Origin of the sequence: Nocardia sp. NPDC019395 (assembly GCF_040632335.1) — a bacterium.
Classification (GTDB): domain Bacteria; phylum Actinomycetota; class Actinomycetes; order Mycobacteriales; family Mycobacteriaceae; genus Nocardia.
In genome coordinates, this window is the sequence record NZ_JBEYBT010000001.1 from 281,773 (window position 1) to 308,433 (window position 26,661).

Below are 26,661 nucleotides of genomic sequence, written 5' to 3' on the forward strand. Positions count from 1 at the left end.
CGAACACAGATCCGGGTGGTACATGACTCGCGTCGAATCGAACAACAGTACGAAAGTGGTGCCGGGTGGGGAGCCGGGCTCGGGCATCCCGGTCGAGGTTGTGATGGTGACCGGCCTGTCCGGTGCCGGGCGGGGGACCGCTGCGCGAGTACTGGAAGACCTCGGCTGGTACGTCACGGACAACCTCCCGCCGGAACTGATCGGGCGGATGGTGGAACTCGGGGTCTCCGCGGATCCGCCTATCCGGCGGCTGGCGATCGTCATGGATGTGCGGAGCCGTTTCTTCACCGGCGATCTGGCCGCGGTCACCGACGAGTTACGGGCCCGCGGCGTGCCCACCCGCATTCTGTTCCTGGAAGCCTCCGACGATGTGCTGATCCGCCGTTTCGGCTTCGCCCGCCGCCGCCATCCGCTACAGAACGACAGCGCCGACGGGACCCTGTCCGCGGGGATCGCGGCCGAGCGGCTGCGGCTCGGTGCGGTGAAATCCGCCGCCGATGTGGTCATCGACACCACGGAGCTGTCGATCCATCAGTTGCACCGCAAACTCGAGGAGGTCTACGGGGGCGGCACGCCCGCCGCACTGCAGCTGACCGTGCAGTCGTTCGGATTCAAGTACGGTGTCCCGCTGGACGCGGACATGGTGCTCGATGTGCGTTTCCTGCCCAACCCGCACTGGGTACCAGAACTTCGGCAGCACACCGGTCAGGAGTCGGTGGTCAGTGACTATGTGCTGTCGCGTCCGGGCGCCGATGACTATCTGCGGACCTGTGACCACCTGATCGAGCTGACCACCCAGGGTTACCGCCAAGAGGGGAAGCGATACATGACCGTCGCAGTGGGCTGTACCGGCGGCAGACATCGCAGTGTCGCGATCGCCGAGGCCCTCGGTGAACTCACCGGCAACAAGATCGAGAACGATGCGGAGGACGGGCCGGTGGACACGGTACGGGTGCTGCATCGGGATCTGGGGCGCGAATGAGCATTCCCGGCGCCGCGCAATCCCCGGGCCCCAGTGTCGTGGCGCTCGGCGGGGGCCACGGCCTGTACGCCACACTGTCCGCGGTCCGCCGGTTCAGCCGGCGGATCAGCGCGGTGGTGACCGTCGCCGACGACGGCGGGTCCTCCGGCCGGCTCCGCCGGGAACTGGGAGTTCCACCGCCCGGGGATCTGCGGATGGCGCTGGCCGCCCTGGCCGCCGACGCCGACGGTGTCCTCACCCGCACCGTGCAGCACCGGTTCGGCGGAACCGGTGCGCTGGCCGGGCATTCCGTCGGCAATCTGCTGCTGGCCGGTCTCACCGAGGTGCTGGGCGACCCGGTGGCCGCCCTCGACAAGGTCGGTGAACTACTCGGCATCAGTGGCCGGGTGCTGCCCATGTCGACCATTCCGCTGGATATCGAAGCCGACGTATCGGGTTTGGAAGCCGATCCGCGGGTGAGTCGCTGTATCCGTGGTCAGGTGGCAGTGGCCACGACGCCCGGCAAGGTGCGGCGCGTGCGCCTGTTGCCCGCGGATCCGCCCGCCTGCGCCGAAGCGGTCGCGGCGATCGAACGAGCGGACGCGGTGATCCTGGGACCGGGATCCTGGTTCACGAGTGTCATCCCGCATCTGCTGGTGCCCGGCCTGCGGGACGCGCTGGTCTACACCCGGGCGCGTAAGGTGCTGATTCTGAATCTCGTCGCGCAGCCCGGCGAGACGGCGGGTTTCTCCGCCGAACGGCATCTACATGTATTGTCCCAGCACGCACCGGATTTCGCGGTCGACGAGGTCCTGGTCGATTCCGGATGCGTGCCGGAAGGGCGCGAGCGTGAACACGTTGCCAGGGCTGCGGGGCAATTGCGGGCACGAGTAGTCTTTTCCGATGTCGCAGACGCGGGAACGGCCCGGCACGACGCCGGAAAGCTCGCCGCCGCACTGGATCAACTGATCCGCGAACCCCGGCCACAGATTCCGGGGCTTCGAGTCGAGGGACGGCACATGGGTCAGGATGTGCGGTCCGGGTTGGGTGGAAAGGAGCACGTCTCGTGGCGATGACAGCCGAAGTGAAAGACGAGCTGAGCCGGCTCGCCGTAACACAGGTGAGTGCGCGCAAAGCCGAACTGTCCGCCCTGCTGCGTTTCGCCGGCGGACTGCATATCGTCGGCGGGCGGGTGATCGTCGAAGCCGAAGTCGATATGGGATCCATCGCCCGGCGGCTGCGGCGGGAGATCTTCGAACTCTACGGATACGGGTCGGATGTGCATGTGCTCAGCGCCGGCGGCCTGCGCAAATCTTCCCGGTACGTGGTCCGGGTCGCGAAAGAGGGCGAGGCTCTGGCCCGCCAGACCGGATTGCTGGATGTCCGCGGCCGGCCGGTGCGCGGGCTGCCGGCGCAGGTGGTCGGCGGCAGTGTGGCGGACGCGGAAGCCGCATGGCGCGGCGCCTTCCTGGCCCACGGATCGCTCACCGAACCCGGCCGCTCCTCAGCACTCGAGGTGAGCTGCCCGGGGCCGGAGGCGGCGTTGGCTCTGGTGGGCGCCGCGCGGCGGCTCGGTATCTCGGCGAAGGCGCGCGAGGTCCGCGGAACGGACCGGGTCGTGGTCCGTGACGGCGAGGCGATCGGCGCGCTGCTCACCCGGATGGGCGCCCAGGACACGAGGCTCACCTGGGAGGAACGCCGGATGCGGCGCGAGGTGCGCGCGACGGCGAACCGGCTGGCGAATTTCGACGACGCGAACCTACGGCGCTCGGCGCGGGCCGCGGTCGCGGCGGCGGCGCGGGTCGAACGGGCGCTGGAACTCCTCGGCGACGATGTACCGGACCATTTGGCCGCGGCGGGGAAGTTGCGGGTGGAACACCGGCAGGCTTCGCTGGAAGAACTCGGGCAACTGGCGGACCCGCCGATGACGAAGGACGCGGTGGCGGGGCGGATCCGGCGGCTGCTGTCGATGGCGGACCGGCGGGCCAAGGAACTGGGGGTTCCGGATACGGAATCGGCGGTGACGGCGGAGTTGCTGGACGACGCTTGAGTGGGGCGGGAGCTCCGGTTGTCGAGCTGGGGTGGCTGGGCGAGATCAGGAGTTCTGTGCGGGGGCGGGGGCTTGGTCCGTGAGGTTTGGGTGAGGGGTCCGTGAAGGTGAGTGGTGGGCCCGGTTGCGGAGGCGAGTGGCGGGCTGAGTTTGTGAAGGTGGGAAGCGGGGCCTGTTCGTGAAGGTTCTGTGTTTTTGGCGCCGCCTGCGGCGTCGCGGGGTTCGGGGCCCCCTTGGTCTCGTTCTTCACTCCCGGCGCTCAGTCGCTGCGCTCCTTCGCTCTGGTCGCTCCAGAACGAGACGGGCCCCGAACCACCAAGGCGGACCGGTCGCATGCGGGAAACGGGGGCGGGGACGGATGCGGACCGACTGGTGGTAGGGGAACAAACGCGCCCGAGGGCGGCGGCGAGTTCGGGAGGGGAGGTTCGGAGGGGGAGCACGGGTCTTGCGGACAAGGTTGGCTCACCGTGGGGTGGGCTGTGTTTTGGTGTGGTGAACCACCAAGGCGGACCGGCCGTATGCGGGAAACGGGGGCGGGTCGCATGCGGACCGACCGGCGGGAGGGGAATGGGACGCGCCTGGCGGCGACGGCGGGGCGGGGGGAGTTCGTCGGTTCCTCGGGGGGCTCGGGCCACGCTGAGACACCCGGCCCAACACCGGCAACAAGAGTGCCGAGAGGTGATGGTGGGCTCGGAGAGGTGCTTGAAGGTTCAGGGCACGCCGAACTGACTGTGCTCGGTGTGCACGGTCGGTCGTGCGGAGGCTGGGGCCCGGGGCTCGCCGGTTGCGGATGGGGGTGTCGGTCCCGGGGCTTCCGGGGCCGGGTGCGCCTGGCGCGGAGGGCTCGGGGGCCGTATCGCGTGACCATACGGCTGGTTGAGGGGCGTGTCGGAGCGATGACCTGAAGGCATTAGTGTGAGTGGAGCATCGGAATTATCCGCTTGACAGCTGAGGAGCGAGAAACGTGACTGTCCGGGTAGGTATCAACGGCTTCGGTCGTATCGGACGTAACTTCTTCCGGGCGGTGGAGGCGCAGAAGGCGCTGGGCACCACCGACATCGAGATCGTCGCGGTCAACGACCTCACCGACAACGCGACCCTCGCCACGCTGCTGAAGTACGACTCGGTTCTGGGCCGGTTGCCCCAGGATGTGTCGCTCGACGGCGAGGACACCATCGTGGTCGGCGACCAGCGGATCAAGGCGCTGGCCATCAAGGAGGGCCCGGCGGCGCTGCCGTGGGGTGATCTGGGTGTGGACGTCGTGGTCGAGTCCACCGGTATCTTCACCGACGCCACCAAGGCCAAGGGGCATCTGGCCGCCGGCGCGAAGAAGGTCATCATCTCCGCGCCCGCCAAGGGCGAGGACATCACCATCGTGATGGGTGTCAACGACGACAAGTACGACGGCAGCCAGAACATCATCTCCAACGCGTCCTGCACCACCAACTGCCTGGGACCGCTGGCCAAGGTGCTGCACGACGAGTTCGGCATCGTCAAGGGTCTGATGACCACGATCCACGCCTACACCCAGGACCAGAACCTGCAGGACGGGCCGCACAAGGATCTGCGCCGCGCCCGCGCCGCCGCGCTGAACATCGTGCCGACCGGCACCGGTGCGGCCAAGGCCATCGGCCTGGTCCTGCCCGAATTGAACGGCAAGCTGGACGGTTACTCGCTGCGTGTTCCGGTGCCGACCGGCTCGATCACCGACCTGACCGCCGATCTGGCCAAGAAGGCGACGGTCGACGAGATCAACGCGGCGTTCAAGGCGGCCGCGGAGGGTCCGCTGAAGGGCATCCTGAAGTACAACGTCGATCCGATCGTCTCCAGCGATATCGTGACCGACCCGCACTCCTCGATCTACGACGCACCGCTGACCAAGGTGATCGACGACCAGGTGAAGGTGTACTCCTGGTACGACAACGAGTGGGGCTACTCCAACCGCCTCGCCGATCTCATCGGTCTCGTCGGCAAGTCCCTGTAGGTCCGGCGTGAGCATCAAAACTCTGGACGATCTGCTCGCCGAGGGCGTCGAGGGCCGTGGCGTACTGGTGCGCTCCGACCTCAATGTGCCCCTCGACAACGGCGAGATCACCGATCCGGGCCGGATCACCGCCTCGGTGCCGACCATCCGCACGCTGGTGGAAGCCGGCGCCAAGGTGGTCGTCACCGCGCATCTCGGCCGGCCGAAGGGTGCCGCGGACCCCGCGCTGTCCCTGGCTCCGGTGGCCACCCGGCTGGCCGCCGAGCTGGGCCGCAATGTGCAGCTCGCCGGTGATGTGGTGGGGCAGGACGCGCTCGCCCGGTCCGAGGGGCTCACCGACGGTGATGTGCTGCTGCTCGAGAACATCCGGTTCGATCCGCGCGAAACCAGCAAGGACGACGCGGAGCGGGCGAAGCTGGCGGCTGCCCTGGTGGAACTGGTCGGCGACGACGGCGCGTTCGTCTCCGACGGATTCGGTGTTGTCCACCGCAAGCAGGCCTCGGTTTACGACGTGGCGAAACTGCTGCCGCATTACGCCGGCGGGCTCGTGGCGGCCGAGGCCGATGTGCTGGCCAAACTCACCGAATCCACCGATCGCCCGTACGCGGTGGTGCTCGGTGGGTCGAAGGTTTCGGACAAGCTGGCCGTGATCGAGGCCCTGGCGCCCAAGGTAGACACCCTGGTCATCGGTGGCGGGATGTGCTTCACCTTCCTCGCCGCCGAAGGCCTGCCGGTCGGATCCTCGCTGCTGCAGGAGGAGATGATCGACACCTGCAAGGGCCTGCTGGACCGCTACGCCGATGTGATCCATCTGCCGCGGGATATCGTCGTCGCCGATTCCTTCTCCGCCACCGCCGAATCGAAGGTCGTACCGGCCCACGAGATTCCGGACGGCTGGATGGGCCTGGATATCGGCCCCGAATCGGTGCAGCGTTTCGCCGCGCTGCTCACCGAGGCGCGGACGGTGTTCTGGAACGGCCCGATGGGTGTGTTCGAGTTCGACAAGTTCGCCGCGGGAACCCGCGGGGTGGCCGAAGCCATCGCGGCGGCGACCGGTAAGGGTGCGTTCACCGTTGTCGGTGGCGGTGATTCCGCCGCGGCCGTGCGCGCGCTCGGTATTCCGGAGGGCGATTTCTCGCATATCTCCACCGGTGGCGGCGCCTCCCTGGAGTACCTGGAAGGTAAAACGCTGCCCGGTATCAGCGTGCTCGACGACGCCGAGGAGTCGTAGATGGCCCGGAAACCGCTGATCGCGGGCAACTGGAAGATGAACCTCAACCATCTCGAGGCCATCGCCCTGGTGCAGAAGATCGCGTTCGCGCTGCCCGACAAATACTTCGACAAGGTCGATGTGACGGTCATTCCGCCGTTCGTCGATCTCCGCAGCGTGCAGACGCTGATCGAGGGCGACAAACTGCGGATCACCTACGGTGCGCAGGATGTGTCGGTGCACGAATCCGGCGCCTACACCGGTGAGGTCAGCGCGTCCATGCTGGCCAAGCTCGGTTGTGCGTTCGCGGTGGTGGGGCATTCCGAACGCCGCCAGTACCACAACGAAGACGACGCGACGGTGCTCGCCAAGGCGAAGCAGGCGCTGAAGCACGGGGTCACCCCGATCGTCTGCATCGGTGAGGGATTGAACGTCCGGGAGGCCGGCACCCACGTCGAATACAACCTGGAGCAGTTGCGGGGTTCGCTGAAGGGGCTGAAGTCCGAGGAGATCGCGAAGGTCGTCATCGCCTACGAACCTGTGTGGGCGATCGGCACCGGAAAGGTCGCCACCCCGGCCGACGCGCAGGAGGTCTGTGGTGCCATTCGCGGTGAGCTGGTTCAGCTCGCCGGCCCAGAGGTCGCCGAGACCGTGCGGGTGCTCTACGGCGGTTCGGTGAACGCCAAGAATGTCGGTGAGCTGACCAAGCAGACCGATATCGACGGCGCGCTGGTCGGTGGCGCTTCGCTCAAGGGCGACGAATTCGCGACGCTGTCCGCGATCGCCGCGGGCGGACCCCTGCCCTGAGCAGCTGAACGAATCGAGGCCCGCCGGGTACCGACCCGGCGGGCCTCGGCGTTTCCGGGCTTCCCGGCGCCCAGAAAGCGAAGGCGGCAGCGGCGATGAGACTGATGACCGCGAGGGTGAAGACGGTGTTGTGCATGCCGTCGAGGAAGGCGGTGCGAGCGAGATCGAGCAGCGGTTGCGCGGCCGGGCCGGCCTGTTCGGCGAGCTGGGTGGTGGCACCGAGAGAATGCGCGACCGGTTCGCGGGCGGCTTCGGGCAGTTGCGGGAGGCTCGGCGCGATGCTGGTGCGGTAGCCGGTGGCCAGGACGGTGCCGGAGACGGCGATGCCGATGGCCGCGCCGATCTCACGGGCGGCATCGTTGACCGCCGCGGCGACGCTGTGCATATCGGCGTCGGCGTCGCTCATGATCGCGGTGGTGGCGGGTGCCGCGGCGAAGCCGATTCCGATGCCCACGATGGACAGCGGGAGCAGCACACCGGGATAACCGGAGCCGGGTGTCAGGCCGGTCATGAGCAGAAGGCCGGCGGCGAGGACAGTCAATCCGGCGACGGTGGGCAGCCGGAGCCCGTAGCGGGCGGTGAGCAGTGGCGACAGCAACGACAGTCCGACCACGGCGACACCCATGGGCAGAACGGCGACGGCGGCACGCAGGGGGCTGTAACCCAGGATCAACTGCAGATATTGCACGACGATCAGGAACAGGCCGAAGGTGACCAGGAACTGGACGGTGATCGATACGGCGCCGCAGCCGAATCCTCGTCGCGCGAACAGCCGCAGATCCAGCATGGGAAACCGGACCCGGAGTTCGACCACCACGAACAGCTCCGCCGCGAGCGCGGCGCCGGTCAGGCCGGCCAGGATCAACGGATCACTCCATCCCCGGTCGGCGACCGCGATCAATGCCCAGACCAGTAGCGCGATCGCGGTGACCCCGGTGAGCGCGCCGAGCGGGTCGAGCCCGGTCGGAGTCACGCTGCGGGATTCGGCCAGCGTGAGCCCCGCGGCGGCGAGTACGACCGCGGCGACGGCCATGCCGACGAAGATGGACTGCCACGACCACCACTGCAGTAGAAGCCCAGATCCGATGAGACCGAGCAGGCCGCCGGAGCCCGCCGCCCCGGCCCAGACGCCGACCGCTCGTCCCGATTGGCCAGGCGGAAACGCGGTGGTGATCATGGACAGGGTCGACGGCATGACCAGCGCGGCACCGACCCCGGCGAGTACGCGGGCGGCGATCAGCCAGGCGACGGCGGATGTGGCCAGCGGGATCATCGATGCGGCCGCGAAGACGACGAGTCCGCCGATCAGCAACCGGCGCCGGCCGTAGCGGTCGCCCAGGGCGCCCGCGGGCAGCACCAGGCAGGCCAGCGCGAGGGTGTATCCGTCCACGATCCACGTCGCTTGAGTGTGGTTCGCGCCGGTGGCGATGGTGATCGGCGCCAGTGAGGTGTACAGGGCGGCCATCGAGGCGATCACCAATGTGACGGCCATACATGACACGGCCAGGGTTTGCCGCTGCGCCCACGACCATCCGCGTGCTGGTGGGGCCATCACCTCGGTGATCGACATCTATGCCCTCCGTTCACGGTCCGGTGTGCCGCAAGGTCCGGGTTTCGGTGCGGCAGGCGAAGGCGACCGTGCGCCGGGTCGCGAGATACGGCCCGGCGCGGCGCGGGAACCGGCCGCCGACGTCGTGCTCGCCTCCACGGTCGTCGCTGTGGACCTCCCGGAACAAGATGTGCGACCGAAGTCGAAACATATCGAGGAGCGATTCTGGCGCCGGGTGTCTCAGTGCACGGGCATGAGCTGCACAATCTAGGTCTCTCGAGGGATCGAAATGTCGCATACTGATCTAATGGCGCGAGACTGGTTACTGGGCGCGGATCGCCACGACACCGCTGCCGATCACATCTATGCCGCGGTCGCGGACCTGATGGTGCGGCACGGATTCGACAGCCTCGACGTCGATACCGTCGCCCGGCACGCCCACTGCTCCCGCGCTACCGTCTACCGTCACACCGGTGGTGTGACGCATCTGCGCGAAACCGTCCTCACCCGCGCCGCGGACCGCATCGCCGATGTGGTGCGGCTCGCGATGGGTGACCGCACCGGACCCGACCGCGTCTTCACGGCGATCACCGTCGCGCTGCGCGAGGTTCGTTCCGACCCGGTCGTGGCCGCATTCCTCGCCTCGCAGCACGGTCCGCGCTCGGTGCTGACGTTCGCCGGATCGCCGGCGCTGCTCGGCATCGCTGCCGAGGTGCTGGGCACCCGCCCGGACGACCCGCTCACCGGCATCTGGTTCATCCGGTCGGTGCTATCGCTGCTGTTATGGCCCACCGATGCCGATACAGAGGCTCAGCTGCTGAAACGCTTTCTGATCCCCACCCTCCACCAGCTGGACGGGCCTGCCCCGGCCGATCACCCGGCTACGCGGCCCGCGAAATGAGGTCGTGGCCGTGATCGCGGGTGCCGCGACGGGCCCATCGACCGGGGGGCTGGGCCGGCTACCGGGGATCCGGCCGGCGATCCGGAATACTGCGGTGCTGGACGTGAGTGGCCTGCAATTCCGAGTGAGAGGAAGAGCTAGTGCGACATATCGTCGAAACCCTGGGCAGCTGCACCGCCGGCGCGGCGCTGGTTCTCACCGTTCCGCTCAGCGCCCACGCGGATCCCGGTGAGTTCGTCTACCGATCGCAGATCGGGGGCCCGTCCGTGCTGAGCGATCTCGACCCTGACCGGTGCTACAACACACCGGGTGCCGGCGGGACCCTCGCCAACGACACCGATATGCGCGTGGCGGCTTTCCCCGGCCCGAACTGTGAGGGAGTGCCCATGGACGCGGAGACCGGGGCGTTCGAGAGCGTGGTGTTCAGCCGGTAGACCTCGGTCGTGGAATCGACCGCTGGGGCGAGCCGAGTTCACCGCGACCGCCCCGGCAACCGGCTATTCGGCGCGCAATGTCAGACCGTGGCCGTTGGGGTTGCGGAGGGTGAGGGTATCGGCGTCGACGGTGGCCTGCGCGGTGCCGTCGAGGGCGGCGAGGACCGCCTGTTCCACCTCCATGACCTCGGGTGCGCACATCATCCGGGTGGTCGCCGCGGTGAAGGCGATATCGGCGCCGGCGGGAGTGCCGGTGACGACGGCGCGGCCCGTCAACCGGTTGCAGCCGGCGAATCCGGTGAGACGGTCGTCTTCGCTGATGGTGAGCGTGGGCCGGACTTCCTCGATCGTGCGGGACTGCACCCGGGCCTGCGGGGTGAGCAGCCCGGTGACGACCCATTCGGTACCGCGGATCGGCCGGTCCGGCTGGACGACCTTCTTATCGGTGAGCACCACTGTCGATTTCTTGCCGATCAGTGTCAGCCGGTCGCGATCGAGCTCCCAGGTCGGATCGCCGCGCAGGAGTTCGCCGACCCAGGCGTCGGATTCGCCGCGTTCTCCGGGGCAGGCGGCGAGGGTGCTCGCCAGTCCGGAAACGTGCAGAACGTGGTCGCGTAGGTCGACCGCGCCGCTGTGGGTATTGCAGCCGGCGTCGGCGGTGACCCGGCCGTCGGCGAAACTCAGGGTGAGCGGCCCACCGCCGGGAATCGGTGTACCCGTGACCTCGGTCGAGAGGTAGGTGGTGCCCATCGGGGTCGCCGCGGATTCCGGTGCGGCGGAATCGCCGTCGTTCCCGCACGCTGTCGACGCGAGCAGGATCAGCGATAGTGCCGCACCGAATCGGAGCGCTCGTCCCGGCATGACGGCGATGCTACCCGGCGGGCGGCGGTGTCCGGGGTGACGACATCCGGTCCCGGGCGTGGGCTCGAATCTCGCTGATTTCAACCCTCCTGACGGGTCCCGTCCCGCCATATCCTCACCCGTCGAGTCGTTACCGTATCGAAGGGACACCATGTCGTTGCTGGAAACCGCGGCGGCGCCCGCCCGCACGGACGACCCCGCCGAGGCAGCCGACGTCCGGCTCGACGCCGGCGATACCCGGAAGGCGGTCGCGGCGAGCCTGATCGGGACCACCGTCGAGTGGTACGACTTCTTCCTCTATTCCACTGCGGCGGGCATCGTTTTCGACAAACTGTTCTACCCGGACACCAGCGCATTCGTCGGGACCATGCTGGCGTTCGCGACTTTCGCCGTCGGTTTCCTTATGCGTCCGGTCGGCGGACTCGTATTCGGGCATATCGGCGATCGGATCGGCCGCAAACGAACGCTCGCCCTGACGATGGCGATCATGGGTGGGTCCACCGCCCTGATGGGCGTACTGCCCACCGCCGCCGCGATCGGTGTCGCCGCACCGATCCTGTTGCTGGTGTTGCGCATACTGCAGGGTTTCGCGCTCGGTGGGGAGTGGGCCGGTGCGGTGCTGCTGGCGGTCGAGCACAGCCCGCGGCGGAAAGTGGGACTGTTCGGCAGCTATCCGCAGGTCGGGCTCGCGCTGGGGCTCGCCCTGGGCACCGGGGTGTTCGCGCTGCTGCGAACGGTATTGAGCGAAGACGCTTTTCTGAACTACGGGTGGCGGATCGCGTTCGGCGCCAGCGTGGTGCTGGTACTGATCGGGCTGGTGGTACGGCTGAAGATCGACGAAACTCCGGCGTTCCGCGAGGTCACCGGCTCAACCGGATATCGAAAGTGCCGGTGGTCGAGTTGTTCCGCAACGGCCGCGCCCGGCGCAACACCGTTCTCGGGTTGCTGTCGCGGTGGGGTGAGGGCGCGGCGTTCAATACCTGGGGTGTGTTCGCGATCAGCTTCGCGACCGGACAGCTGGGCTTCGAACAGGTTCCGGTGCTGCTGGCAGTCACCCTCGCGGCTGTGGTGATGGCCGCGCTGATCCCGGTGTCCGGCCGGCTCACCGACCGCTTCGGGCCGCGCCGCATCTATATCGCCGGGATAGCGGCGTACGGGGTGCTGGTGTACCCGGTGTTCCTGCTCTTCGAGACCGGGAACATCGTGGTGTTCACCGTCGCGATCGTCGCCGTGTTCGGTGTGGCGCACGCGCTGTTCTACGGGGCGCAGGGCACCTTGTACGCCGGACTGTATCCGCCCGAGGTGCGGTACACGGGTTTGTCTTTCGTCTACCAGTTCTCCGGGATCTACGCCTCGGGACTGACCCCGATGATCGTTACGGCGTTGATCGCGGTCGGAGGTTCGACACCGTGGCTGGCCTGCGGGTATTTGGTGGCGACAGCGGTGGTTAGCGTGATCGCCACGCGGTTCATCAGCGAGGACGACCGGCTCACCGCGTGAGCGCCCGGCGTCCCGGTCGCCGACGGCCCGGCCGGAGCACGGCGCTATGCTGGCCCGAGTGACCACCGCCGCGCCGAAACCTGTTTCCACGTGGGCGCCGTTGCGGTCCCGGGTCTATCGCGCGCTGTGGATCGCGCAGCTCATCTCCAATCTCGGCACCTGGATGCAGATGGTGGGGGCTCAATGGGTCCTGGTCGACGAACCCAACGCGGCCGCGCTGGTGTCGTTCGTGCAGACCGCGACCACGCTCCCAGTGATGATCTTGTCCATCCCGTCCGGTGTGCTGGCCGATCTGCTGGATCGCCGGCGGTTACTGCTGGGTGCACAGTCCACGATGGCGCTGCTGGCGATCACGCTGGCGGTCGCGACGGCCACGGGGCACACCACACCCGCGGTGTTGCTCACCCTGCTCTTCCTCCTCGGCTGCGGGCAGGCCGTCGTCGCGCCCTCCTGGCAGGCCATTCAGCCCGAGCTGGTGCCGCGGGAGCAGATCCCCTCGGCCGCCGCTCTCGGCAGTATGAATATGAATATGGGCCGTGCGGTCGGGCCGGCCATCGCGGGCGTGCTGGTCGCGCTGTCGGGGCCTGCGCTGGTATTCGCACTGAATGCCCTCTCGTTCGGTGCCATCGTCGCCGCGCTGCTGTTCTGGCGGCGACCGCGGGTCGAACGGAAGCTGCCGAGCGAACGTCCGCTGGCCGCGCTGCAGGCCGGGACCAGGTTCATCAAGGCCGCGCCCGCGATCCGGCGGGTCCTGCTGCGGACGATCCTGTTCGTCGCCCCGGCGAGTGCGCTGTGGTCATTGCTGCCGGTGATCGCGCGTGATCAGCTCGGGCTGGGTTCTTCGGGTTACGGGCTGATGCTCGGGGCGCTCGGGGTCGGCGCGGTACTGGGCGCGGTGAGTTTGGCGCGGGTGCGGGCTCTGCTCACCCCGACCCAGCAGGTCGCGACCGCCGCGGTCGTGTTCGGGCTGGCCTGCTGTGGCACGGCGCTGCTGCGCGTCGAGGCGCTGGTGCTCCTGCTGCTGGTCTTCGCCGGGGCCGCCTGGCTGCTCACCCTCTCCACCATGAACGCCACCATGCAGTTGCTGTTACCGGGTTGGGTGCGGGCTCGCGGTCTGTCGGTGTACATGCTGGTGTTCATGGCCGGGCAGGCCGTCGGGTCGGTGGTGTGGGGGCTGGTCGCGGGCGCTTACGGTGCGGTGACCGCGCTGTTGGCGGCGGCGGCGTTGCTCGGTGGGTGCGCGCTCAGCACCGTTTGGCTGCCCATGCGGCAGTTCGCCGCCGGTTTCGACCTGACCCCGAACGCGTACTGGCCCGAACCCCAGCTCGTGGTCGAACCCGAGCCGGACGACGGCCCGGTTCTGGTGCTGAAGGATTACGACGTACCACAGCCGAAGGTGCCGGAGTTCCTCGCGGCGATGGGTTTCGTGGGCCGGTCCCGGCAGCGCACGGGGGCGATGGAATGGCGGCTGTACCGGGATGTGGGTGCCGAGGACCGTTACGTCGAAGCTTTTGTGGTGCGTTCGTGGTCGGAGCATATGCAGCAGCACAAGGTGCGGCTCACCGCGCAGGATCTGATGCGCGAACGCGCGGTCGCCGAGTTCGCGCACGACGAGACGCTCACCCACCTGGTTTCGGTGGATCCGCGCGCATAGATACACTGTCCGGCATGCGGATGTTCCTGGATATCCTCCTGATCATCACCAGCCTGCTGCTGGTGCTGCTGGTGCTGCTGCACCGCGCCAAGGGCGGAGGTCTGTCCAGCCTGTTCGGTGGTGGGATGCAGTCGAGCCTGTCGGGCTCGACCGTCGCCGAGAAGAATCTCGACCGCATCACCATCTTCACCGGGCTGATCTGGTTCATCGCGATCCTGGGGATCGGTCTCGAGATCAAGTTCGCCTGACGGTCAGTCGTGCCGCGGCACGCGTCCGTCGATATCGGTGAACCCGTAATCCTCCGCCAGATCGGCTACCTTCCAGGATTTCCCGGCGCGTTTCTTCCGGTCCGGGTCGGCGGCCAGCGCCACCACCGCGCGGCCGGCGAACCGCGGAGTCTCGGCCTCGTCCAGATCGAAGCTGCCCTCACCGGGTAGGGTCACCACTCGTTTGCCCTGGTCATCGGCGGGAATGAGCTGCAGGAGTTCGGTGGCTACCAGACCCGGCCAGATCGAGACGGCCGTCACATCGGTATCCGTCAGATCATGCGCGAGGTCCGCGGTCATCCGGTCCAGTGCGGCTTTCCCGACACCGTAGACGGCGTTGTGCATCTGGCGCTGTGCGCCGGGCGAGGACACGTTCACGATGAGCCCACCGTTTTTCAGCAGCAGCGGTGCCGCGTACACGCTGGCCACATAGTGTGAGCGCACCCCGATCTGGAACGTCTCGTCCCAGGCCTTCGGTGGTACGTCCCAGAATTTGCGGCCCAGCCAGCGGGCGGCGGCGGGGGAGTTGTAGACGTTGTTGACCAGGACATCGAGGTGGCCCTGCTCGTTCCCGATCTGCTCGAACAGTGCTGCGGTCGCGTCGTCGTCGCCGTGATCGCAGACGACCGGTATACCGGTGCCGCCCAGTTCATCGATCTGCGCGGCCGTATCCCGCACGGTTCCCGGGAGTTTGCCGGGTTGCTGCGATCGGCCGGTGACGTAGACGGTCGCGCCGGCCGCGCCGAGTTCCAGCGCGATACCTTTGCCGATACCGCGGCTCGCGCCGGTGACCAGTGCGATCCGGTTCTTCAGGGGGTGTGGTATTCCGCTCACAGTCCCGGGACGTTACCGTGAAACTGTAACGCGTTCTAGTATTCGGGAGGTTCCGTGGCGCCGACACACCGGTTCGTCGACACCGGGGGCGTGCGTATGCACATCGCCGAACAGGGCCGGGGTCACCCGGTGATCTTCTGCCACGGTTTTCCGCACACCGGATACGTATGGCATCGCCAGCTGGCCGCATTGTCCGCGGCAGGATATCGGGCGATCGCCCCCGACCTGCGCGGCGCCGGCCGCACCGACGCGCCGGATACGATCGACGAGTACACCAACGAGGCCGTTGCCGGCGATCTGCTGGCGCTGCTGGACGATATCGACGCCGATCAGGCGGTATTCGTGGGTGTCGACTTCGGCGCCGCCCTGCTCTGGGAGCTGGGGTTGCGGGCGCCGGAGCGGGTGCGCGGCCTGGTCGTGCTGAACAATCCGTTCGCGCCTCGATCTCCGAAACCACCCGGGTACTACTGGGCGAAAATGGCCGAGCGGCACTTCCTGCACCTGCAGTACTTTCAGGAACCGGGTGTCGCCGACGCGCATCTCGCCGAACAGCCCCGCGAGTTCCTCTCTCGCGTCTACTACGCCCTCAGCGGTGACTTCCACTATCTCGATGTGTGGCAGCACCCGCCCGGCACCCGATATATCGATGCCCTCCCGCAGGCGCCCGAGCTGCCGTGGCCGTGGCTGTCCACGGCGGAATTCGATACCCTCGCCGGGGATTTCGAACGCACCGGATTCACCGGCGGGCTGAACTGGTACCGGGCCATCGACCGCAACTGGGAACTCACCGCCGATTACGCGAATACCGCACCGGCCGTTCCGGTGTATTTCGTCTACGGCGAGAACGATCCGGATATGGAAGGGTTCAGCGGCCGCGATCCGCTCGACACGATGCGTGCCGTGGTGCCTGATCTGCGTGCGGTGCGGCGGGTTCCGAAAGCCGGGCATCTGGTGCAGCTGGAAGCCACCGACGCCGTGAACGAGTTCCTGCTCGGTAGTCTCGCCGAACTCCATCCGTGACATAGCGGAGGCCTCGGCGTCGAGGTATGTGTGCGGGCGGCGCTGCCTTCCCTCCCGGCATGCACCGGCCGCACGCTCGCGGGTGTGATCCGTTGTCGAAGCCGGGAATCGGGTCCGGGCTAACGGCTTCCCGTAGGCGTCGCGGTGGCGGCGAGGGTGGTGTACAGCATGGTGAAGCCGCCGCCGATCCCGTCGATGGCTGCGCCGACGCTGTCGAGTACGACCGCGAGCTGGTCCTGCGTGAGCCGAGTGAGTCCGCCGGTGGTGGCCAGATGGTCCAGCCACTGGTCTCGGGTATAGGACTGTTCCCAGTCGAATCGCCACTGTTCCGGTTCGCTGAAGCGGCCCGCGCGGCGCATCCCGTCGGCGGCCGCGGCGAACATCGCCTGATACGTCTCCAGGGCGGATCGCGACTGCGCGGCGGCCCGCGCGAGCGGGGAGTCGGGCGCCACGCGTTCGTAGGCGGCGGCCAATGCGCCGGTGACCTCGGCCGGTGCGTCGAAAGCATGTCCGAACACGGCGAGCCGGCCGCCGGGGCGCAAGACCTGGACGGCCTTGGCGGCGCCTGCGACCGGGTCCACCCAGTGCCAGGCCTGCCCGGAGACCACCGCGTCGAAGGTGCGGCCGGCGGGGTCCCAGGTTTCGAAGGTGCCGATTTCCACCTCGACCCCGGTCCGGCGAGCGAATTCGGCCATCCGTTCGTCGGGGTCGACGCCGAGCACCGTGCAGCCGGCTTCCTGGAACTGCCGGGCTTCGATACCGGTCCCACAGCCGATATCGAGTATCTCGTCGCCGGGGCAGGTGGCGATTATTCGCGTGATAAGGGCTTCGGGATAGCGGGGGCGCGCCCGGTCGTAGCGCTGTGGATCGACGCCGAACGATTCGGCGACCTCGCGGTGCCGGTACGGCTCCGGGGCGGGTGAGGGCGAAGACTCGGGCGATACAGTGGGCATGTGCCCACACTAGTGGGCACGCGCCCACTAGACAACGGTGGGCGCCTGACCTGTGGAGGATGAATACGGTGCCGACCGGTGTCCATATCCGTGACGCGCGTCAACAGTTGTTCGACGCGGCCGAGCGCATCCTGGTGCGAGACGGAGCCGGCGCGCTGACCAGCCGTGCCGTCACCGCCGAAGCGGGGGTGGCGAAGGGGGTACTGCACCGGTACTTCGCCGATTTCGACGCGTTCCTGCTCGATCTCGTGCTGGATCGTATCGCCCGAATCGAGGGCCAGGCCGTATCGCTGCACCGGTCCGCCGGAACCGGCACCGTTACCGGAAACCTCACCGAAGCTCTGCTCGACCTGTTCGATCCGGTGGCGGTGGCGATCGTCGGACTCGTCATCTTCCGCGACGAACTGCGGACCCGGCTGCGTGAGGCGACGTCCGCTGCCGGTATTCCGGTGCTCGCCGAGGCGGGTGCCATGCTCGCCGCATATCTCGCCGACGAATGCGAAATGGGCCGTATCGCGGCCGACGCCGATGTCGACTCACTCGCGTTATCGCTGATCGGCGGCGGACATCTGCTTTTCGCGGGTCGTCCGGACAGGCCGGATGCCGAGGCCGTCGGCGCACTGGTGAACACGATCACGGCCGATGTCGTCCAGCGGCGGCTGCTGTGAACGGTACCTGCCGCTGAGTCCGTAGGGGTCGAGCTACCACCGGATCTACGGGGACATCGTGCTCCGTAACCTGGGGCGCATGGCGATCCGCGGTGTTCTCTTCGACTTCTCCGGCACTCTGTTCCGATTCGAACCCGTGCTGGACGGATTGGTGGGTTCGACCGGTTACCCACTCGACGGGAATGTGCAGGCGGAGGTATTGCGCCGGATGACCGCTCCGGTGGGACGACCCGGTGGGCTGCCGGAACATCTGGGCGCGGAATGGGAACGCCGCGATCTCGATCCCCGCATGCACCGCGAGGTGTATGCGGCTGTGCTGCGCGGGTCCGGGGTGGGTAATCCGGATTTCCTCTATGACCAGCTGCTTTCGGCCGAATCCTGGTCTCCGTACCCGGATACGGCGGCCTCGTTGGCAGCGGTGGCGAAGGCCGGAATTCCGACGGCCGTCATCAGCAATATCGCCTGGGATATCCGCCCGGTATTCGACCGCTGGGGGATATCCGAGTACGTGGACGATTTCGTCCTCTCCTATGTCGAGGGCGCCGTGAAACCGGACCCGCGACTGTTCACGCGCGCCTGCGATCGTCTCGGCGTCGCGCCGCCCGAGGTACTGATGGTCGGGGACAGCGCGGTAGCCGACGGCGCCGCCGCCGAACTCGGTTGTACCGTCGCGCTCGTCGATCCATTGCCCGTCGAGCAGCGGTCGCGCGCACTCCTCGACGCGCTGGACGATCACGGGATCACCGGGAGCTGACGACGAAATGCCGCCGGGTGGAACACCCGGCGGCATCTGGTCGCCCGACACCGTGGCGGCGACACGGCGACGAAAACCGACGCCCGACAAGCGCCTCTCGGCGAGCGGTCGCTCGTAGCGACGAAGGGGTGGGGCCCGGGGCTGTCCCGGCGCCGGCAATGGCTACAACCGGGAGACCACCGGTGCTATTCCACCGAGTGCTGCCGGTCACACGCAGGTCGAGAACGCGAGCGTGGTGAGGCTCCGATACCCGGAACCCCACCACGCAGCCCGAGGTCGTGACAGTGCGTCGGCGCAGACCGCGGATCATGACCCCGATCGCGTCACCAGGGCATCGGCACCCAGTGGTCGAAGAACCAGAAGCCGTGGCCGCCCGGATGCTGCTGCTGCGGGCCCGGGTTGTCGTGCCGGGGGCCCTGGTCCTGCCGCGGGCCGGGGTTGTGCTGCTGGTCGGGAACCGGCCGGTCCGGGCCGGGCTGTGCGCTCGCCACGCCCGCGCCGAGGCCGGCCATTCCCAGTCCGACACCGCCGACCACGGCCGCCTTCGCGAGCTTCGACTTCATCATCTGCATTGCGAGATATTCCTCCTCTGCGTGCGGCCTGACGTTCAGGCCGTCGGACGGGCCGTACCCGGTCCGATGTGGCCATCGTGTTCCGCGTGGCTCGAGGTGACCTGCCGGCGACCTGCGAATCGGCTGGCAAATGTGGTCGTGCCAGGTCAGGGGTAGAAATTCGACGCGCATGGTCCACTCGGTGCGAATACGGCCACCGATTCCCAGGGTTCTCCCAGCGGGGGCCCAGGGGAGGGGGAGGATGGCGGTCGATCGTGGTCGTCATGACCGAGATTTCGAGGAACTACGCCGACGTCCCGGGCGTGGTGCCCGCACCGGTTCGCGACGCGGCGGGCCGCGGGAGCCGCCCGGCCCCGGGGAGGATGCGATGACCACATTGATGACGCTCCGCCCGGCGCCGGTCCCACCGGCCACACCACCGGGTCGAAGAATTCCGTGGGAGAAGATCGGGCTCGCGGTGCTGCTGGTGGGTACCGCCGCGGCCTATTTCTGGAACCTGTCCGCCAACGGGTTCGCGAACTCGTTCTACGCCGCCGCCGTCCAGTCGGGCGCGAAATCATGGGAGGCGTTCTTCTTCGGCTCCTCCGATTGGTCCAATGCCATCACAGTGGACAAAACGCCGGCCTCGCTGTGGCCGATGGAACTGTCGGCGCGGCTGTTCGGTTTCGGCAGCTGGAGCATGCTGGCACCGCAGGTGCTGATGGGTGTCGCATCGGTGGCCCTGTTGTGGGCCACCGTCCGGCGGTCGTTCGGTGCGACGGCAGGACTGGTCTCGGGTCTGGTGCTGGCCGTGACCCCGGTCGCCGCGTTGATGTTCCGGTTCAACAACCCCGACGCGCTGCTGGTGCTGTTGATGATCGCCGCCGTCTGGGCGATGGCCCGGGCAGTCGAGGACGGCCGCTGGCGCTGGCTGGTGCTGTGCGGGGCCTTCGTCGGGTTCGGATTCCTCGCCAAACAGTTACAAGTGATGCTGGTACTGCCCGCACTGGCGCTGGTGTACCTGTTCGCAGGGCCGCCGAAATTCGGCAAACGCCTCGCGCAGTTGCTCGCCGCCGGGGTCGCGATGGTGGCCGCGGCGGGGTGGTGGATTCTGATAGCCCAGTTGTGGCCCGCGGATTCCCGGCCGTATTTCGGTGGCTCGGAGAACAATTCGATTATCGAACTGACCCTCGGATACAACGGGCTCGACCGGCTCAGCTCCTCCGGCGGTGGGCCGGGCGGTGGATTCGGCAGTGACGCGGGTATCACCCGTCTGTTCGGTGCGTCGATCGGCGGCCAGATCGCCTGGTTGATCCCGGCGGCACTGATCCTGCTGATCGCGGCAATTGTATTGCGCGGCAAAGCTGCCCGGACCGACCGGCAGCGTGCGATGTTATTGCTGTTCGGGGGATGGGGGCTCATTACGGGGTTGGTGTTCAGCCTGATGAGCGGCACCTTCCACCAGTACTACACCGTCGCACTGGCGCCGGCGGTCGCCGCGGTGGCCGGTGCGGGCGGGGTCGCGGTATGGCGCGAACGGGACCGGTTATGGGTTCGTCTCGTCCTGGCGCTGAGCGTCGCGCTGACCGCGGTCTCAGCGTGGGTATTTCTCGGCCGGACCGATGATTTCGTACCGTGGCTGCGCTGGGTCGTGCTCGCTGCCGGAACTGTGGCCACAGTCGTCGTCGTGTTCCCGCTGTCCCGGAAGCTCACGGTGATATCGGTTCTGACGGTGCTGTTCACCGGCCTGGCCGGACCGGTCGCCTATACCGTCGACACCTTGGCTACACCGCATGTGGGTTCGATCGTGCTGGCCGGGCCGAGCACCGGCGCGGGTGGGCCGGGCGGTTTGGGTGGACCGCCCGGTGCCGGGGACGGTGGTGGACGCCCTGCCGGCGACGGACCCGCGGGAGGTGCGCCCACCGGTACTGCCGGTCCGGACGGCGCGTCCTCGGGTGATGGGGGTCCCGGCGGTGCTTCGGCGGCCGGCGGTCAGGGAACACAGGGTCCCGGTGCGGGAGCCCCTCCCGACGGACAGCCGGACGGTCGCGGGGCCGCGGGTGCGCCCGGACAAGGTGACGGTCCCGGAGCCGGTGGGCACAGCGAAGCCGTCGCGGAACTGCTCGAACAGAACGGGAGTTCGTTCCGGTGGACAGCGGCCACGATCAGTTCGATGAATGCCGCGGACTACCAGCTGGCGTCGGATACGCCGGTGATATCTATCGGTGGCTTCGGTGGCGGCGACCCGTCCCCGACTCTGGAGCAGTTCCAGCAGTATGTAGCCGACGGTGCGATCCACTACTTCATTCCCGGCGGGCACGGCGGCGGACCGGGATCGTCCGAGGAGTCGGAGGCGTCGAAGATCAGCCAATGGGTGGCGGAGAACTTCAGCGCCACCGAGGTCGACGGTGTCACCGTGTACGACCTGGCACAGGGGGTCCAGTGACGTGAGGTGCTGGTCGCTGAAGTGCTGGGCGTGCGCGCCGCCGCGACAGCAACCGCCTGGGTTTCGCCATTCAGCTGGTCAGCGTGCGTTATTCGGGCCTTTTCCTGCCGGACCAGACGTACACGACGGGCATCAGAATTACCACGAGCCTATGGGGCGACCGATGTATGCGTCGGTGTCCCCGATGGCTCCGCGCAAGTACACGCAGCCCGACTGCCGGCGGGCGCCTGACCTGACTCGAGGCTCGGCCGATATATGGCGGCGGCGACGCGGATGAACGAGTGGATCAGCGGGTCCCTGTTCGTGCTGTTCCAGGCGACGACCAACGGGCTCGGCGGCAAATCGGCGAGCGGGACGGCGACCAATCCATCGGGCATCGCGTGGCCGAGGGGAGACAATCCGATTGTGCCGTTCCACAACACCGCCTGCAGGCACTCCTGGATGGTGCGCACCTCCGGGCCTTCGCGATGCGGTGCTCCACGCGTTGTGGCGTTCCAGAATGCTCGCCAGACGGGGTCGGTGCCCTCGGGAAGCCGAAACCACGGACGGTCGTCGAGATCGCGCACGCGCAGGATGTCGCGCCCGGCCAGTGGATCGTCGGCACGCAAGACCACGCCGACCGGATCGTAACGCAGCACATGGGTACTGATTCCTGCGTCCTCGAACGGCGTTCGCGTGAGCACGACATCGACCCGGCCCGCGCGTAGCCCAGCGGTGGGGTCGCCGAGGTCTGTCTCACGCACGCGGACGTGGACAGCGGGGTGGCGCTCGCGGAAGGCGGCCACCAGGCGAGGCCCGGCCTGTTCGGCGGTGTCGGAGAGCGTGCCGACCGATAACGTGACATCCCCGGCGGCGGCCGCGACCCGGGCCGGGATCTGACCTGCCTGCTCCAGCAGGGAGCGCGCCTCGCGGTAAAGGACCTCGCCCGCCGCGGTCAGCGATACCCCGCTCGCTGAGCGGCGCAGTAGAACGGTGCCGAAGTCGGCCTCCAACGTCTTGATCGCGCGGCTGAGCGGCGGCTGGCTCATCTGCAGGCGTTCGGCCGCGCGCCGGAAGTGGAGTTCCTCGGCGACGGTTACGAAGTAGCGGAGAAGGCGCAGGTCCATCACCGTCGACGATACCTGCACGGTATCAACCTTGTTCAACGGGTCTTGGACAGGCGTGATCAACCGATGCTGGACTGGAATTGATCGGTTCAGCCGCATCAGACCGCCCCGCCCGGGCGCCGCGGCACCCACCCAGCACTGGAGTTGACCATGCCTGAGTACACCAATCCGGACCCGGTCGTCGAGATCAAGGACGTGCGCGAGCTCGGCCACGACCTGCTCGTGATTCCGAACCATCGCGTTGACCTCGTGCCCAACATCGGCGTGATCGGCGGCACGCACTCGGTGCTGGTCGTCGAGACCGGCATGGGCCCGCGCAATGCCGAAAAGGTGCTGGCTTTCGCCGCCGAGCAGGCTGAGGGCCGCAGGATCTACCTGACTACCACGCACTTCCATCCCGAGCACGCGTTCGGCGCGCAGGTGTTCGCCGGCGAGGCGACCTATCTGGTCAACAAGGCTCAAGCCGAGGACCTTGCACAAAAGGGCGAGAGCTACCTGGCGATGTTCGAACAGCTCGGAGAGCCAGTGGCCCGGCAGCTCGAGGGTGTCGCGCTCACCGCACCGGACGAAGTGTACGACGGCACGTACCAGCTGGATCTCGGAGGCCGGATCGTCGAATTGCGCCCGACCGGCCGCGCGCACAGCAAGGGCGACCAGGTCGTAGCCGTCCCGGACGCCGACGTGCTGTTCACCGGCGACCTCGCCGAGGCCGGCCAGTTTGCGATCTTCCCGTGGTTTCCGCCCTACGACACCGACGTCTCCGGCTTGCGCTGGATCAAGGTGATCGAGCAGCTCGCCGCCGAGGCTCCGCGTGTGGTCGTGCCAGGACATGGCACGATCGGCGATACCCAGCTGCTCACGGATGTGCGCGACTACCTGCGCGAATTGCGAGATGAGACCTGGCGCCGCCGGGACTCGGCCATGAGTGAAGAAGCCATAGTCCACGAGGTTCGCGCGCTGATGATCGAGCGGCATCCGGACTGGACGATGCGGGAGTGGATCGAGCGCGGCGTCGGTTGCCTGTGCGCCGAACACACGCAACACCTCGCGTGATCGACCAGTGCGGCGGGGGCGAGCAACCAAACGGAGGACCATGATGAACGCGATCGGAACCGGCTGGGCCGCCGAGAATTCCACCGAGATCAGACGCATACGCGGCATCGAGGTGTACTCCCGGATCTTCGAGCTACCCGAACAAGACGTGCCCGCGGCCATGTCCGCCCGAGTGGGATCGGTGTTCGCTGAGGAAGCCTTCGCCGCCGCGGGTGGGCCCGCATGGGCCCACCCCGGGTTGACGGCCAGGGACCGGAGTATCGCCATCGTCGCGGCCTTGGCCGCCCAAGGGGTATCCGGCGACCGCCTCACCACCCACCTGCGACTGGCTGGCAACCACGGGATCGGTCACGATGAGCTCACGGCGTTGATGACGCTCCTGGCCAACTACATCGGCTACCCGTATGCGTCAGCCGTGATGGAGTCGGTGGAGAGTTCTGCCGAGTCCGGCCTTCTCGTCGAGGACGAACAGGCCTGAAATGTCTACGACGGCCGACTCCACAGGGGAGGTCGGGATCACGGCCCATAGTTGGTGGCATACGTCGATCAGAACAAGGTGTCGCGGACACGTATATCCATGTGAAGGTGCATATCGACAAGAAGACGGTGCTGACCACGCAGCTCTACTTCGACGACGAGACCAAGAAGGCCGTCTACGCCACCGCGCCGTACACCGACCATCCCGGATGGGAGGAGAACAGCCAGAACTCGGACGATTTCATATTCGACGAGTCCGGGATATTCGCCATCGCACGGCAGGGCGAGGGTTATCTCGCGGCGATCAATCCGGGTATCGATATCTAGCGGAAACGGTCGATCCGGGGCCGGGGTTGCTCACACTGCCCGAATTGAACTCACCCCGCCCGGTGCCGGCGCATACACGGTGGGCGGCCGCTTCGATATCGGCTTCGCTCAGCAGCACCCGGGCAGCGGCCGGGCCGAGGGGGATGAAGCTGTCCGCACTGGTCACCCGGGCCTGGGTCCCGGTGAATCCGGCGTCCACCAGCGCCGCGCAGACCGATTCGCTGACTCCGCCGCTACGCCGGGTTTCGTCGGCGACCAGGACGCGGCCGGTGGCTTCCGCGTGCCGAAGCAGATCCTCACGGGGCAGCGGGGACAGCCAGCGGAGGTCGAGGACCCGGGCGTTGATCCCGTGCCGTGCCAGCCGGTCGGCTACGCGCAGGCTCATGGGGACGGAGTTGGCGAAGGCGACGATCGTCAGATCGGTGCCGTCGCCGTACACGCGGGCCCGTCCGATGGGCACATGGGTATCGGTGATCGTTGCCGCCCACCGGTCGTCGCCGGGTTCGTGCAGGTCGCGGGTGTGATAGAGCGCGATGGGTTCGAGGAGGACGCAGACCCGCCCGTCGACGCGGGCTGCCGAAACGCAGGTGCGGAGCACGGCCGCCGCGTCGTCGGGGCGGGACGGCGAGGCCACGACGATACCGGGGATATCGCGCAGCGCGGCAACGGAATTGTCGTTGTGGAAATGCCCGCCGAAACCGCGCTGGTAGCCATAGGCGGCGATCCGTACGACCATCGGATTGCGGAAGCGGCCCGCCGAGAAGAACGACAGTGTCGCCGCTTCGCCGCGTAGCTGGTCCAGTGCGTTGTGCACGTAGGCCAGGTACTGGATCTCCGGGATCGGGACGAAACCGGCGAGCCCGGCGCCGAGCGCCGTGCCGAGGATGCTCTGCTCGTCGAGCAGGGTATCGAATACGCGGCGTGCGCCGAACCGCTTGTACAGTCCCTTCGTCACCCCGTAGACGCCGCCTTTGCGCGCGACATCCTCGCCGAATACGAGAATGTCGGGGTCGCGGGCGAGTAATGCGGCGAGGGTGTGGTTGATCGCCTGAGCCATCGTGTTCCGGTCGGGCGACGGAGCCGTGTCGCTGTTCCGGTAACGATCGTCCTCACCGGTGGCCGGTTGTGGCGAGCGATCCGCCCGGACGACGTCATCGCGCACCGACGCCGGTCGGGCCCGTGCCAGGGGAGCGATCACCGCGGCCGCCGAACCGAGTTTCGGTTCCCGGCACACCTCCTCGGCCGTGACGGCCACCTGCGCGCCGAGCCGGTCGTAATGACCGAGGATTTCCTGGGGCGAGCAGATACCAGCGGTGACCAGCCGGCGCGCGGTGGCGGTGACCGGGTCGCGGGCCAGATCCGCCGCGACCGCGGCGGGATCGCGATAGGCGGATTCCATATCGGAACCGGCGTGCCCGAACAACCGCACCGTGCGCAGCCGCAGGAATGCCGGGCGCCGGTGCTCGCGTACCCACGCCACAGCGGCGGATGCCGTGGTGACGGCGTCGAGGAGATCACAGCCGTCCGCGGTGAAATAGCGCAGGCCCGGCCGGTGACCGTAGGAGTACTCGATCCAATCCGGCGGGGTGGGAACGCTGATCCCGATTCCGTTGTCCTCACAGACGAACAGCACCGGCACGGCGACGCCGAGATGGGCGGTGTGCACCGCGGTATTGATCGCACCCGCGGCCGTGGAATGGTTGGCGGAGGCATCCCCGAAACCACACAGCACCACCGCATCCGGCGGCCACGGGCAGTCCAGGTCGAGCCGGGCCGCGCGGTCGATCGCGAAGGCCAGCCCCACCGCCCGGGGCATTTGTGAGGCGATGGTCGAGGTCTGCGGGATGATATTCGCCGCGGCGCTGCCGAAAACCTTGTGCCGGCCCCCGGAGATGGGATCCGCGGCGGCCGCGACCACTCCGAGCAGGAGCTCCCGCACGGGATCCGTGTTCCCTGCCCGGCGTGCCCGTTCGAGGAACAGCGCACCGGAACGGTAGTGCGGTAGTAGGGGATCGCTGACCCGGCTCGCGACGGCGAGCGCGGCATTGCCCTCGTGACCTGCCGATCCGATGCTGTAGAAACCCTGCCCGTTCGCGCCCAGCCGCCGTGCGGCCAGATCGGCGTGCCTGCTCAGCACCTGCGCAAAGAACAATTCGAGGCAGACCGCGCCGGTGATCCCGGGTGCGAGCTTCCGTTCGGGCGCGATCTCCGCGTCCGGGCGCAGCGCGGCGATCTCGGTACGAAACCGCCGTTCGGCCTCGTCGATATTCACCGGACCATCACCGTCACCAGCCT

At 67.8% G+C, this 26,661-nt stretch carries 24 protein-coding genes and 2 pseudogenes; 19 read left to right on the plus strand and 7 right to left on the minus strand.

Translation table 11 applies throughout. The annotated features are described in order from the left end of the window. The first annotated feature begins 103 nt into the window (after positions 1 to 103). The 6 genes from rapZ (at position 104) to tpiA (ending at position 7,012) form a co-directional block, all read left to right on the plus strand. Entirely contained in the window at positions 104 to 982 is an 879-nt protein-coding gene (gene rapZ, locus ABZ827_RS01305; RefSeq protein WP_357234355.1) for an RNase adapter RapZ, read from the plus strand. Then, entirely contained in the window at positions 979 to 2,037 is a 1,059-nt protein-coding gene (gene yvcK, locus ABZ827_RS01310) for a uridine diphosphate-N-acetylglucosamine-binding protein YvcK (RefSeq protein ID WP_357231094.1), read from the plus strand. The genes rapZ and yvcK overlap by 4 nt, the downstream gene beginning before the upstream one ends. Beyond that, complete coding sequence (gene whiA / locus ABZ827_RS01315) at positions 2,034 to 3,011, plus strand: DNA-binding protein WhiA (RefSeq protein ID WP_174375588.1); 978 nt, start codon at positions 2,034 to 2,036, stop codon at positions 3,009 to 3,011. Before yvcK ends, whiA begins: the two co-directional genes overlap by 4 nt. Positions 3,012 to 3,975: 964 nt before the next feature. Beyond that, positions 3,976 to 4,995: a type I glyceraldehyde-3-phosphate dehydrogenase gene (gene gap, locus ABZ827_RS01320; RefSeq protein WP_357231097.1), complete on the plus strand. Its 1,020-nt coding sequence runs from the start codon at positions 3,976 to 3,978 to the stop codon at positions 4,993 to 4,995. Positions 4,996 to 5,002: 7 nt separating this feature from the next. Next, positions 5,003 to 6,226 (plus strand): phosphoglycerate kinase, encoded by a 1,224-nt coding sequence (locus ABZ827_RS01325; protein WP_357231100.1) that lies wholly within the window; start codon positions 5,003 to 5,005, stop codon positions 6,224 to 6,226. Further along, positions 6,227 to 7,012 (plus strand): triose-phosphate isomerase, encoded by a 786-nt coding sequence (gene tpiA / locus ABZ827_RS01330; protein ID WP_357231103.1) that lies wholly within the window; start codon positions 6,227 to 6,229, stop codon positions 7,010 to 7,012. Here tpiA and ABZ827_RS01335 read toward each other — a convergent pair. Then, entirely contained in the window at positions 6,954 to 8,582 is a 1,629-nt protein-coding gene (locus ABZ827_RS01335; protein ID WP_357231106.1) for an MFS transporter, read from the minus strand. The two genes, tpiA and ABZ827_RS01335, sit on opposite strands and share 59 nt — an antisense overlap. A 286-nt stretch (positions 8,583 to 8,868) precedes the next feature. Between ABZ827_RS01335 and ABZ827_RS01340 the strand changes: the two genes are divergently transcribed. Together ABZ827_RS01340 and ABZ827_RS01345 are read left to right on the plus strand one after the other, a co-directional pair. Then, complete coding sequence (locus ABZ827_RS01340) at positions 8,869 to 9,462, plus strand: TetR/AcrR family transcriptional regulator (RefSeq protein WP_357231109.1); 594 nt, start codon at positions 8,869 to 8,871, stop codon at positions 9,460 to 9,462. Positions 9,463 to 9,602: 140 nt separating this feature from the next. Further along, positions 9,603 to 9,896, plus strand: a complete 294-nt coding sequence (locus tag ABZ827_RS01345) for a hypothetical protein (RefSeq protein ID WP_357231112.1) — start codon at positions 9,603 to 9,605, stop codon at positions 9,894 to 9,896. A 63-nt stretch (positions 9,897 to 9,959) separates the two neighbouring features. Here ABZ827_RS01345 and ABZ827_RS01350 read toward each other — a convergent pair whose 3' ends face one another. Further along, on the minus strand, positions 9,960 to 10,757 hold the full coding sequence (locus ABZ827_RS01350) for an META domain-containing protein (RefSeq protein WP_357231115.1): 798 nt from the start codon (positions 10,755 to 10,757) through the stop codon (positions 9,960 to 9,962). A 151-nt stretch (positions 10,758 to 10,908) separates the two neighbouring features. Between ABZ827_RS01350 and ABZ827_RS01355 the strand changes: the two are divergent. The 3 genes and pseudogenes from ABZ827_RS01355 to secG all read left to right on the plus strand — a co-directional run bounded on the left by ABZ827_RS01355 (position 10,909) and on the right by secG (position 14,159). Continuing rightward, positions 10,909 to 12,257, plus strand: a pseudogene (locus ABZ827_RS01355) (MFS transporter). Positions 12,258 to 12,303: 46 nt separating this feature from the next. Beyond that, the gene (locus ABZ827_RS01360; protein WP_357231118.1) at positions 12,304 to 13,911 is read left to right on the plus strand and encodes an MFS transporter; all 1,608 of its coding nucleotides are present in this window, start codon (positions 12,304 to 12,306) and stop codon (positions 13,909 to 13,911) included. 14 nt (positions 13,912 to 13,925) lie between these two features. Next, positions 13,926 to 14,159 carry a preprotein translocase subunit SecG gene (secG, locus tag ABZ827_RS01365; RefSeq protein WP_357231121.1) on the plus strand — a complete coding sequence of 78 codons (234 nt, stop codon included), beginning with the start codon at positions 13,926 to 13,928 and terminating at the stop codon, positions 14,157 to 14,159. A 3-nt stretch (positions 14,160 to 14,162) separates the two neighbouring features. On the opposite strand, the gene ABZ827_RS01370 is transcribed toward secG, so the two are convergent. After that, positions 14,163 to 15,011 (minus strand): SDR family NAD(P)-dependent oxidoreductase, encoded by an 849-nt coding sequence (locus ABZ827_RS01370; protein ID WP_357231124.1) that lies wholly within the window; start codon positions 15,009 to 15,011, stop codon positions 14,163 to 14,165. Positions 15,012 to 15,065: 54 nt separating this feature from the next. Between ABZ827_RS01370 and ABZ827_RS01375 the strand changes: the two genes are divergently transcribed. Continuing rightward, positions 15,066 to 16,031 (plus strand): alpha/beta hydrolase, encoded by a 966-nt coding sequence (locus ABZ827_RS01375; protein WP_357231127.1) that lies wholly within the window; start codon positions 15,066 to 15,068, stop codon positions 16,029 to 16,031. A gap of 119 nt (positions 16,032 to 16,150) precedes the next feature. On the opposite strand, the gene ABZ827_RS01380 is transcribed toward ABZ827_RS01375, so the two are convergent. After that, the gene (locus ABZ827_RS01380) at positions 16,151 to 16,984 is read right to left on the minus strand and encodes a class I SAM-dependent methyltransferase (RefSeq protein WP_357231130.1); all 834 of its coding nucleotides are present in this window, start codon (positions 16,982 to 16,984) and stop codon (positions 16,151 to 16,153) included. 59 nt (positions 16,985 to 17,043) lie between these two features. Here ABZ827_RS01380 and ABZ827_RS01385 point away from each other — a divergent pair, with 59 nt between their 5' ends. Further along, positions 17,044 to 17,652: a TetR family transcriptional regulator gene (locus ABZ827_RS01385; RefSeq protein WP_357231133.1), complete on the plus strand. Its 609-nt coding sequence runs from the start codon at positions 17,044 to 17,046 to the stop codon at positions 17,650 to 17,652. A gap of 79 nt (positions 17,653 to 17,731) precedes the next feature. Continuing rightward, the gene (locus ABZ827_RS01390) at positions 17,732 to 18,406 is read left to right on the plus strand and encodes an HAD-IA family hydrolase (protein ID WP_357231136.1); all 675 of its coding nucleotides are present in this window, start codon (positions 17,732 to 17,734) and stop codon (positions 18,404 to 18,406) included. 323 nt (positions 18,407 to 18,729) lie between these two features. Here the strand turns inward: ABZ827_RS01390 and ABZ827_RS01395 are convergent, their stop codons facing one another. After that, positions 18,730 to 18,978 (minus strand): hypothetical protein, encoded by a 249-nt coding sequence (locus ABZ827_RS01395; protein WP_357231139.1) that lies wholly within the window; start codon positions 18,976 to 18,978, stop codon positions 18,730 to 18,732. A gap of 367 nt (positions 18,979 to 19,345) precedes the next feature. Between ABZ827_RS01395 and ABZ827_RS01400 the strand changes: the two genes are divergently transcribed. Next, the gene (locus tag ABZ827_RS01400; RefSeq protein ID WP_357231142.1) at positions 19,346 to 21,403 is read left to right on the plus strand and encodes a glycosyltransferase family 39 protein; all 2,058 of its coding nucleotides are present in this window, start codon (positions 19,346 to 19,348) and stop codon (positions 21,401 to 21,403) included. A gap of 41 nt (positions 21,404 to 21,444) precedes the next feature. After that, positions 21,445 to 21,639, plus strand: a pseudogene (locus ABZ827_RS01405) (hypothetical protein); the annotation flags it as partial. On the opposite strand, the gene ABZ827_RS01410 reads toward ABZ827_RS01405, so the two are convergent. Beyond that, complete coding sequence (locus ABZ827_RS01410; protein WP_357231144.1) at positions 21,553 to 22,722, minus strand: LysR family transcriptional regulator; 1,170 nt, start codon at positions 22,720 to 22,722, stop codon at positions 21,553 to 21,555. The pseudogene ABZ827_RS01405 and the gene ABZ827_RS01410 sit on opposite strands and share 87 nt — an antisense overlap. On the opposite strand from ABZ827_RS01410, the gene ABZ827_RS01415 reads away from it, so the two are divergent. From ABZ827_RS01415 to ABZ827_RS01425, 3 genes are all read left to right on the plus strand, one after another. Continuing rightward, the gene (locus ABZ827_RS01415; protein WP_357231147.1) at positions 22,660 to 23,562 is read left to right on the plus strand and encodes an MBL fold metallo-hydrolase; all 903 of its coding nucleotides are present in this window, start codon (positions 22,660 to 22,662) and stop codon (positions 23,560 to 23,562) included. The genes ABZ827_RS01410 and ABZ827_RS01415 overlap by 63 nt on opposite strands. 43 nt (positions 23,563 to 23,605) lie before the next feature. After that, entirely contained in the window at positions 23,606 to 24,040 is a 435-nt protein-coding gene (locus ABZ827_RS01420; RefSeq protein WP_357231150.1) for a carboxymuconolactone decarboxylase family protein, read from the plus strand. A 101-nt stretch (positions 24,041 to 24,141) separates the two neighbouring features. Further along, positions 24,142 to 24,366, plus strand: a complete 225-nt coding sequence (locus tag ABZ827_RS01425) for a hypothetical protein (RefSeq protein WP_357231152.1) — start codon at positions 24,142 to 24,144, stop codon at positions 24,364 to 24,366. Here ABZ827_RS01425 and ABZ827_RS01430 read toward each other — a convergent pair. Then, a complete protein-coding gene (locus tag ABZ827_RS01430) occupies positions 24,344 to 26,572 on the minus strand; it encodes a transketolase C-terminal domain-containing protein (protein WP_357234358.1) in 2,229 nt (742 codons plus the stop codon). The genes ABZ827_RS01425 and ABZ827_RS01430 overlap by 23 nt on opposite strands. Positions 26,573 to 26,661 lie beyond the last annotated feature (89 nt).

Coding starts and splice junctions, on each gene's coding strand:
- ABZ827_RS01420 (WP_357231150.1), top strand. CDS start 23,606: ATGAACGCGATCGGAACCGGCTGGGCCGCCGAGAATTCCACCGAGATC.
- ABZ827_RS01390 (WP_357231136.1), top strand. CDS start 17,732: ATGGCGATCCGCGGTGTTCTCTTCGACTTCTCCGGCACTCTGTTCCGA.
- ABZ827_RS01360 (WP_357231118.1), top strand. CDS start 12,304: ATGCTGGCCCGAGTGACCACCGCCGCGCCGAAACCTGTTTCCACGTGG.
- ABZ827_RS01385 (WP_357231133.1), top strand. CDS start 17,044: ATGAATACGGTGCCGACCGGTGTCCATATCCGTGACGCGCGTCAACAG.
- ABZ827_RS01350 (WP_357231115.1), bottom strand. CDS start 10,757: ATGCCGGGACGAGCGCTCCGATTCGGTGCGGCACTATCGCTGATCCTG.
- rapZ (WP_357234355.1), top strand. CDS start 104: ATGGTGACCGGCCTGTCCGGTGCCGGGCGGGGGACCGCTGCGCGAGTA.
- ABZ827_RS01335 (WP_357231106.1), bottom strand. CDS start 8,582: ATGTCGATCACCGAGGTGATGGCCCCACCAGCACGCGGATGGTCGTGG.
- tpiA (WP_357231103.1), top strand. CDS start 6,227: ATGGCCCGGAAACCGCTGATCGCGGGCAACTGGAAGATGAACCTCAAC.
- ABZ827_RS01395 (WP_357231139.1), bottom strand. CDS start 18,978: ATGCAGATGATGAAGTCGAAGCTCGCGAAGGCGGCCGTGGTCGGCGGT.
- whiA (WP_174375588.1), top strand. CDS start 2,034: ATGACAGCCGAAGTGAAAGACGAGCTGAGCCGGCTCGCCGTAACACAG.
- ABZ827_RS01380 (WP_357231130.1), bottom strand. CDS start 16,984: ATGCCCACTGTATCGCCCGAGTCTTCGCCCTCACCCGCCCCGGAGCCG.
- ABZ827_RS01400 (WP_357231142.1), top strand. CDS start 19,346: ATGACCACATTGATGACGCTCCGCCCGGCGCCGGTCCCACCGGCCACA.
- yvcK (WP_357231094.1), top strand. CDS start 979: ATGAGCATTCCCGGCGCCGCGCAATCCCCGGGCCCCAGTGTCGTGGCG.
- secG (WP_357231121.1), top strand. CDS start 13,926: ATGCGGATGTTCCTGGATATCCTCCTGATCATCACCAGCCTGCTGCTG.
- ABZ827_RS01415 (WP_357231147.1), top strand. CDS start 22,660: ATGCCTGAGTACACCAATCCGGACCCGGTCGTCGAGATCAAGGACGTG.
- ABZ827_RS01340 (WP_357231109.1), top strand. CDS start 8,869: ATGGCGCGAGACTGGTTACTGGGCGCGGATCGCCACGACACCGCTGCC.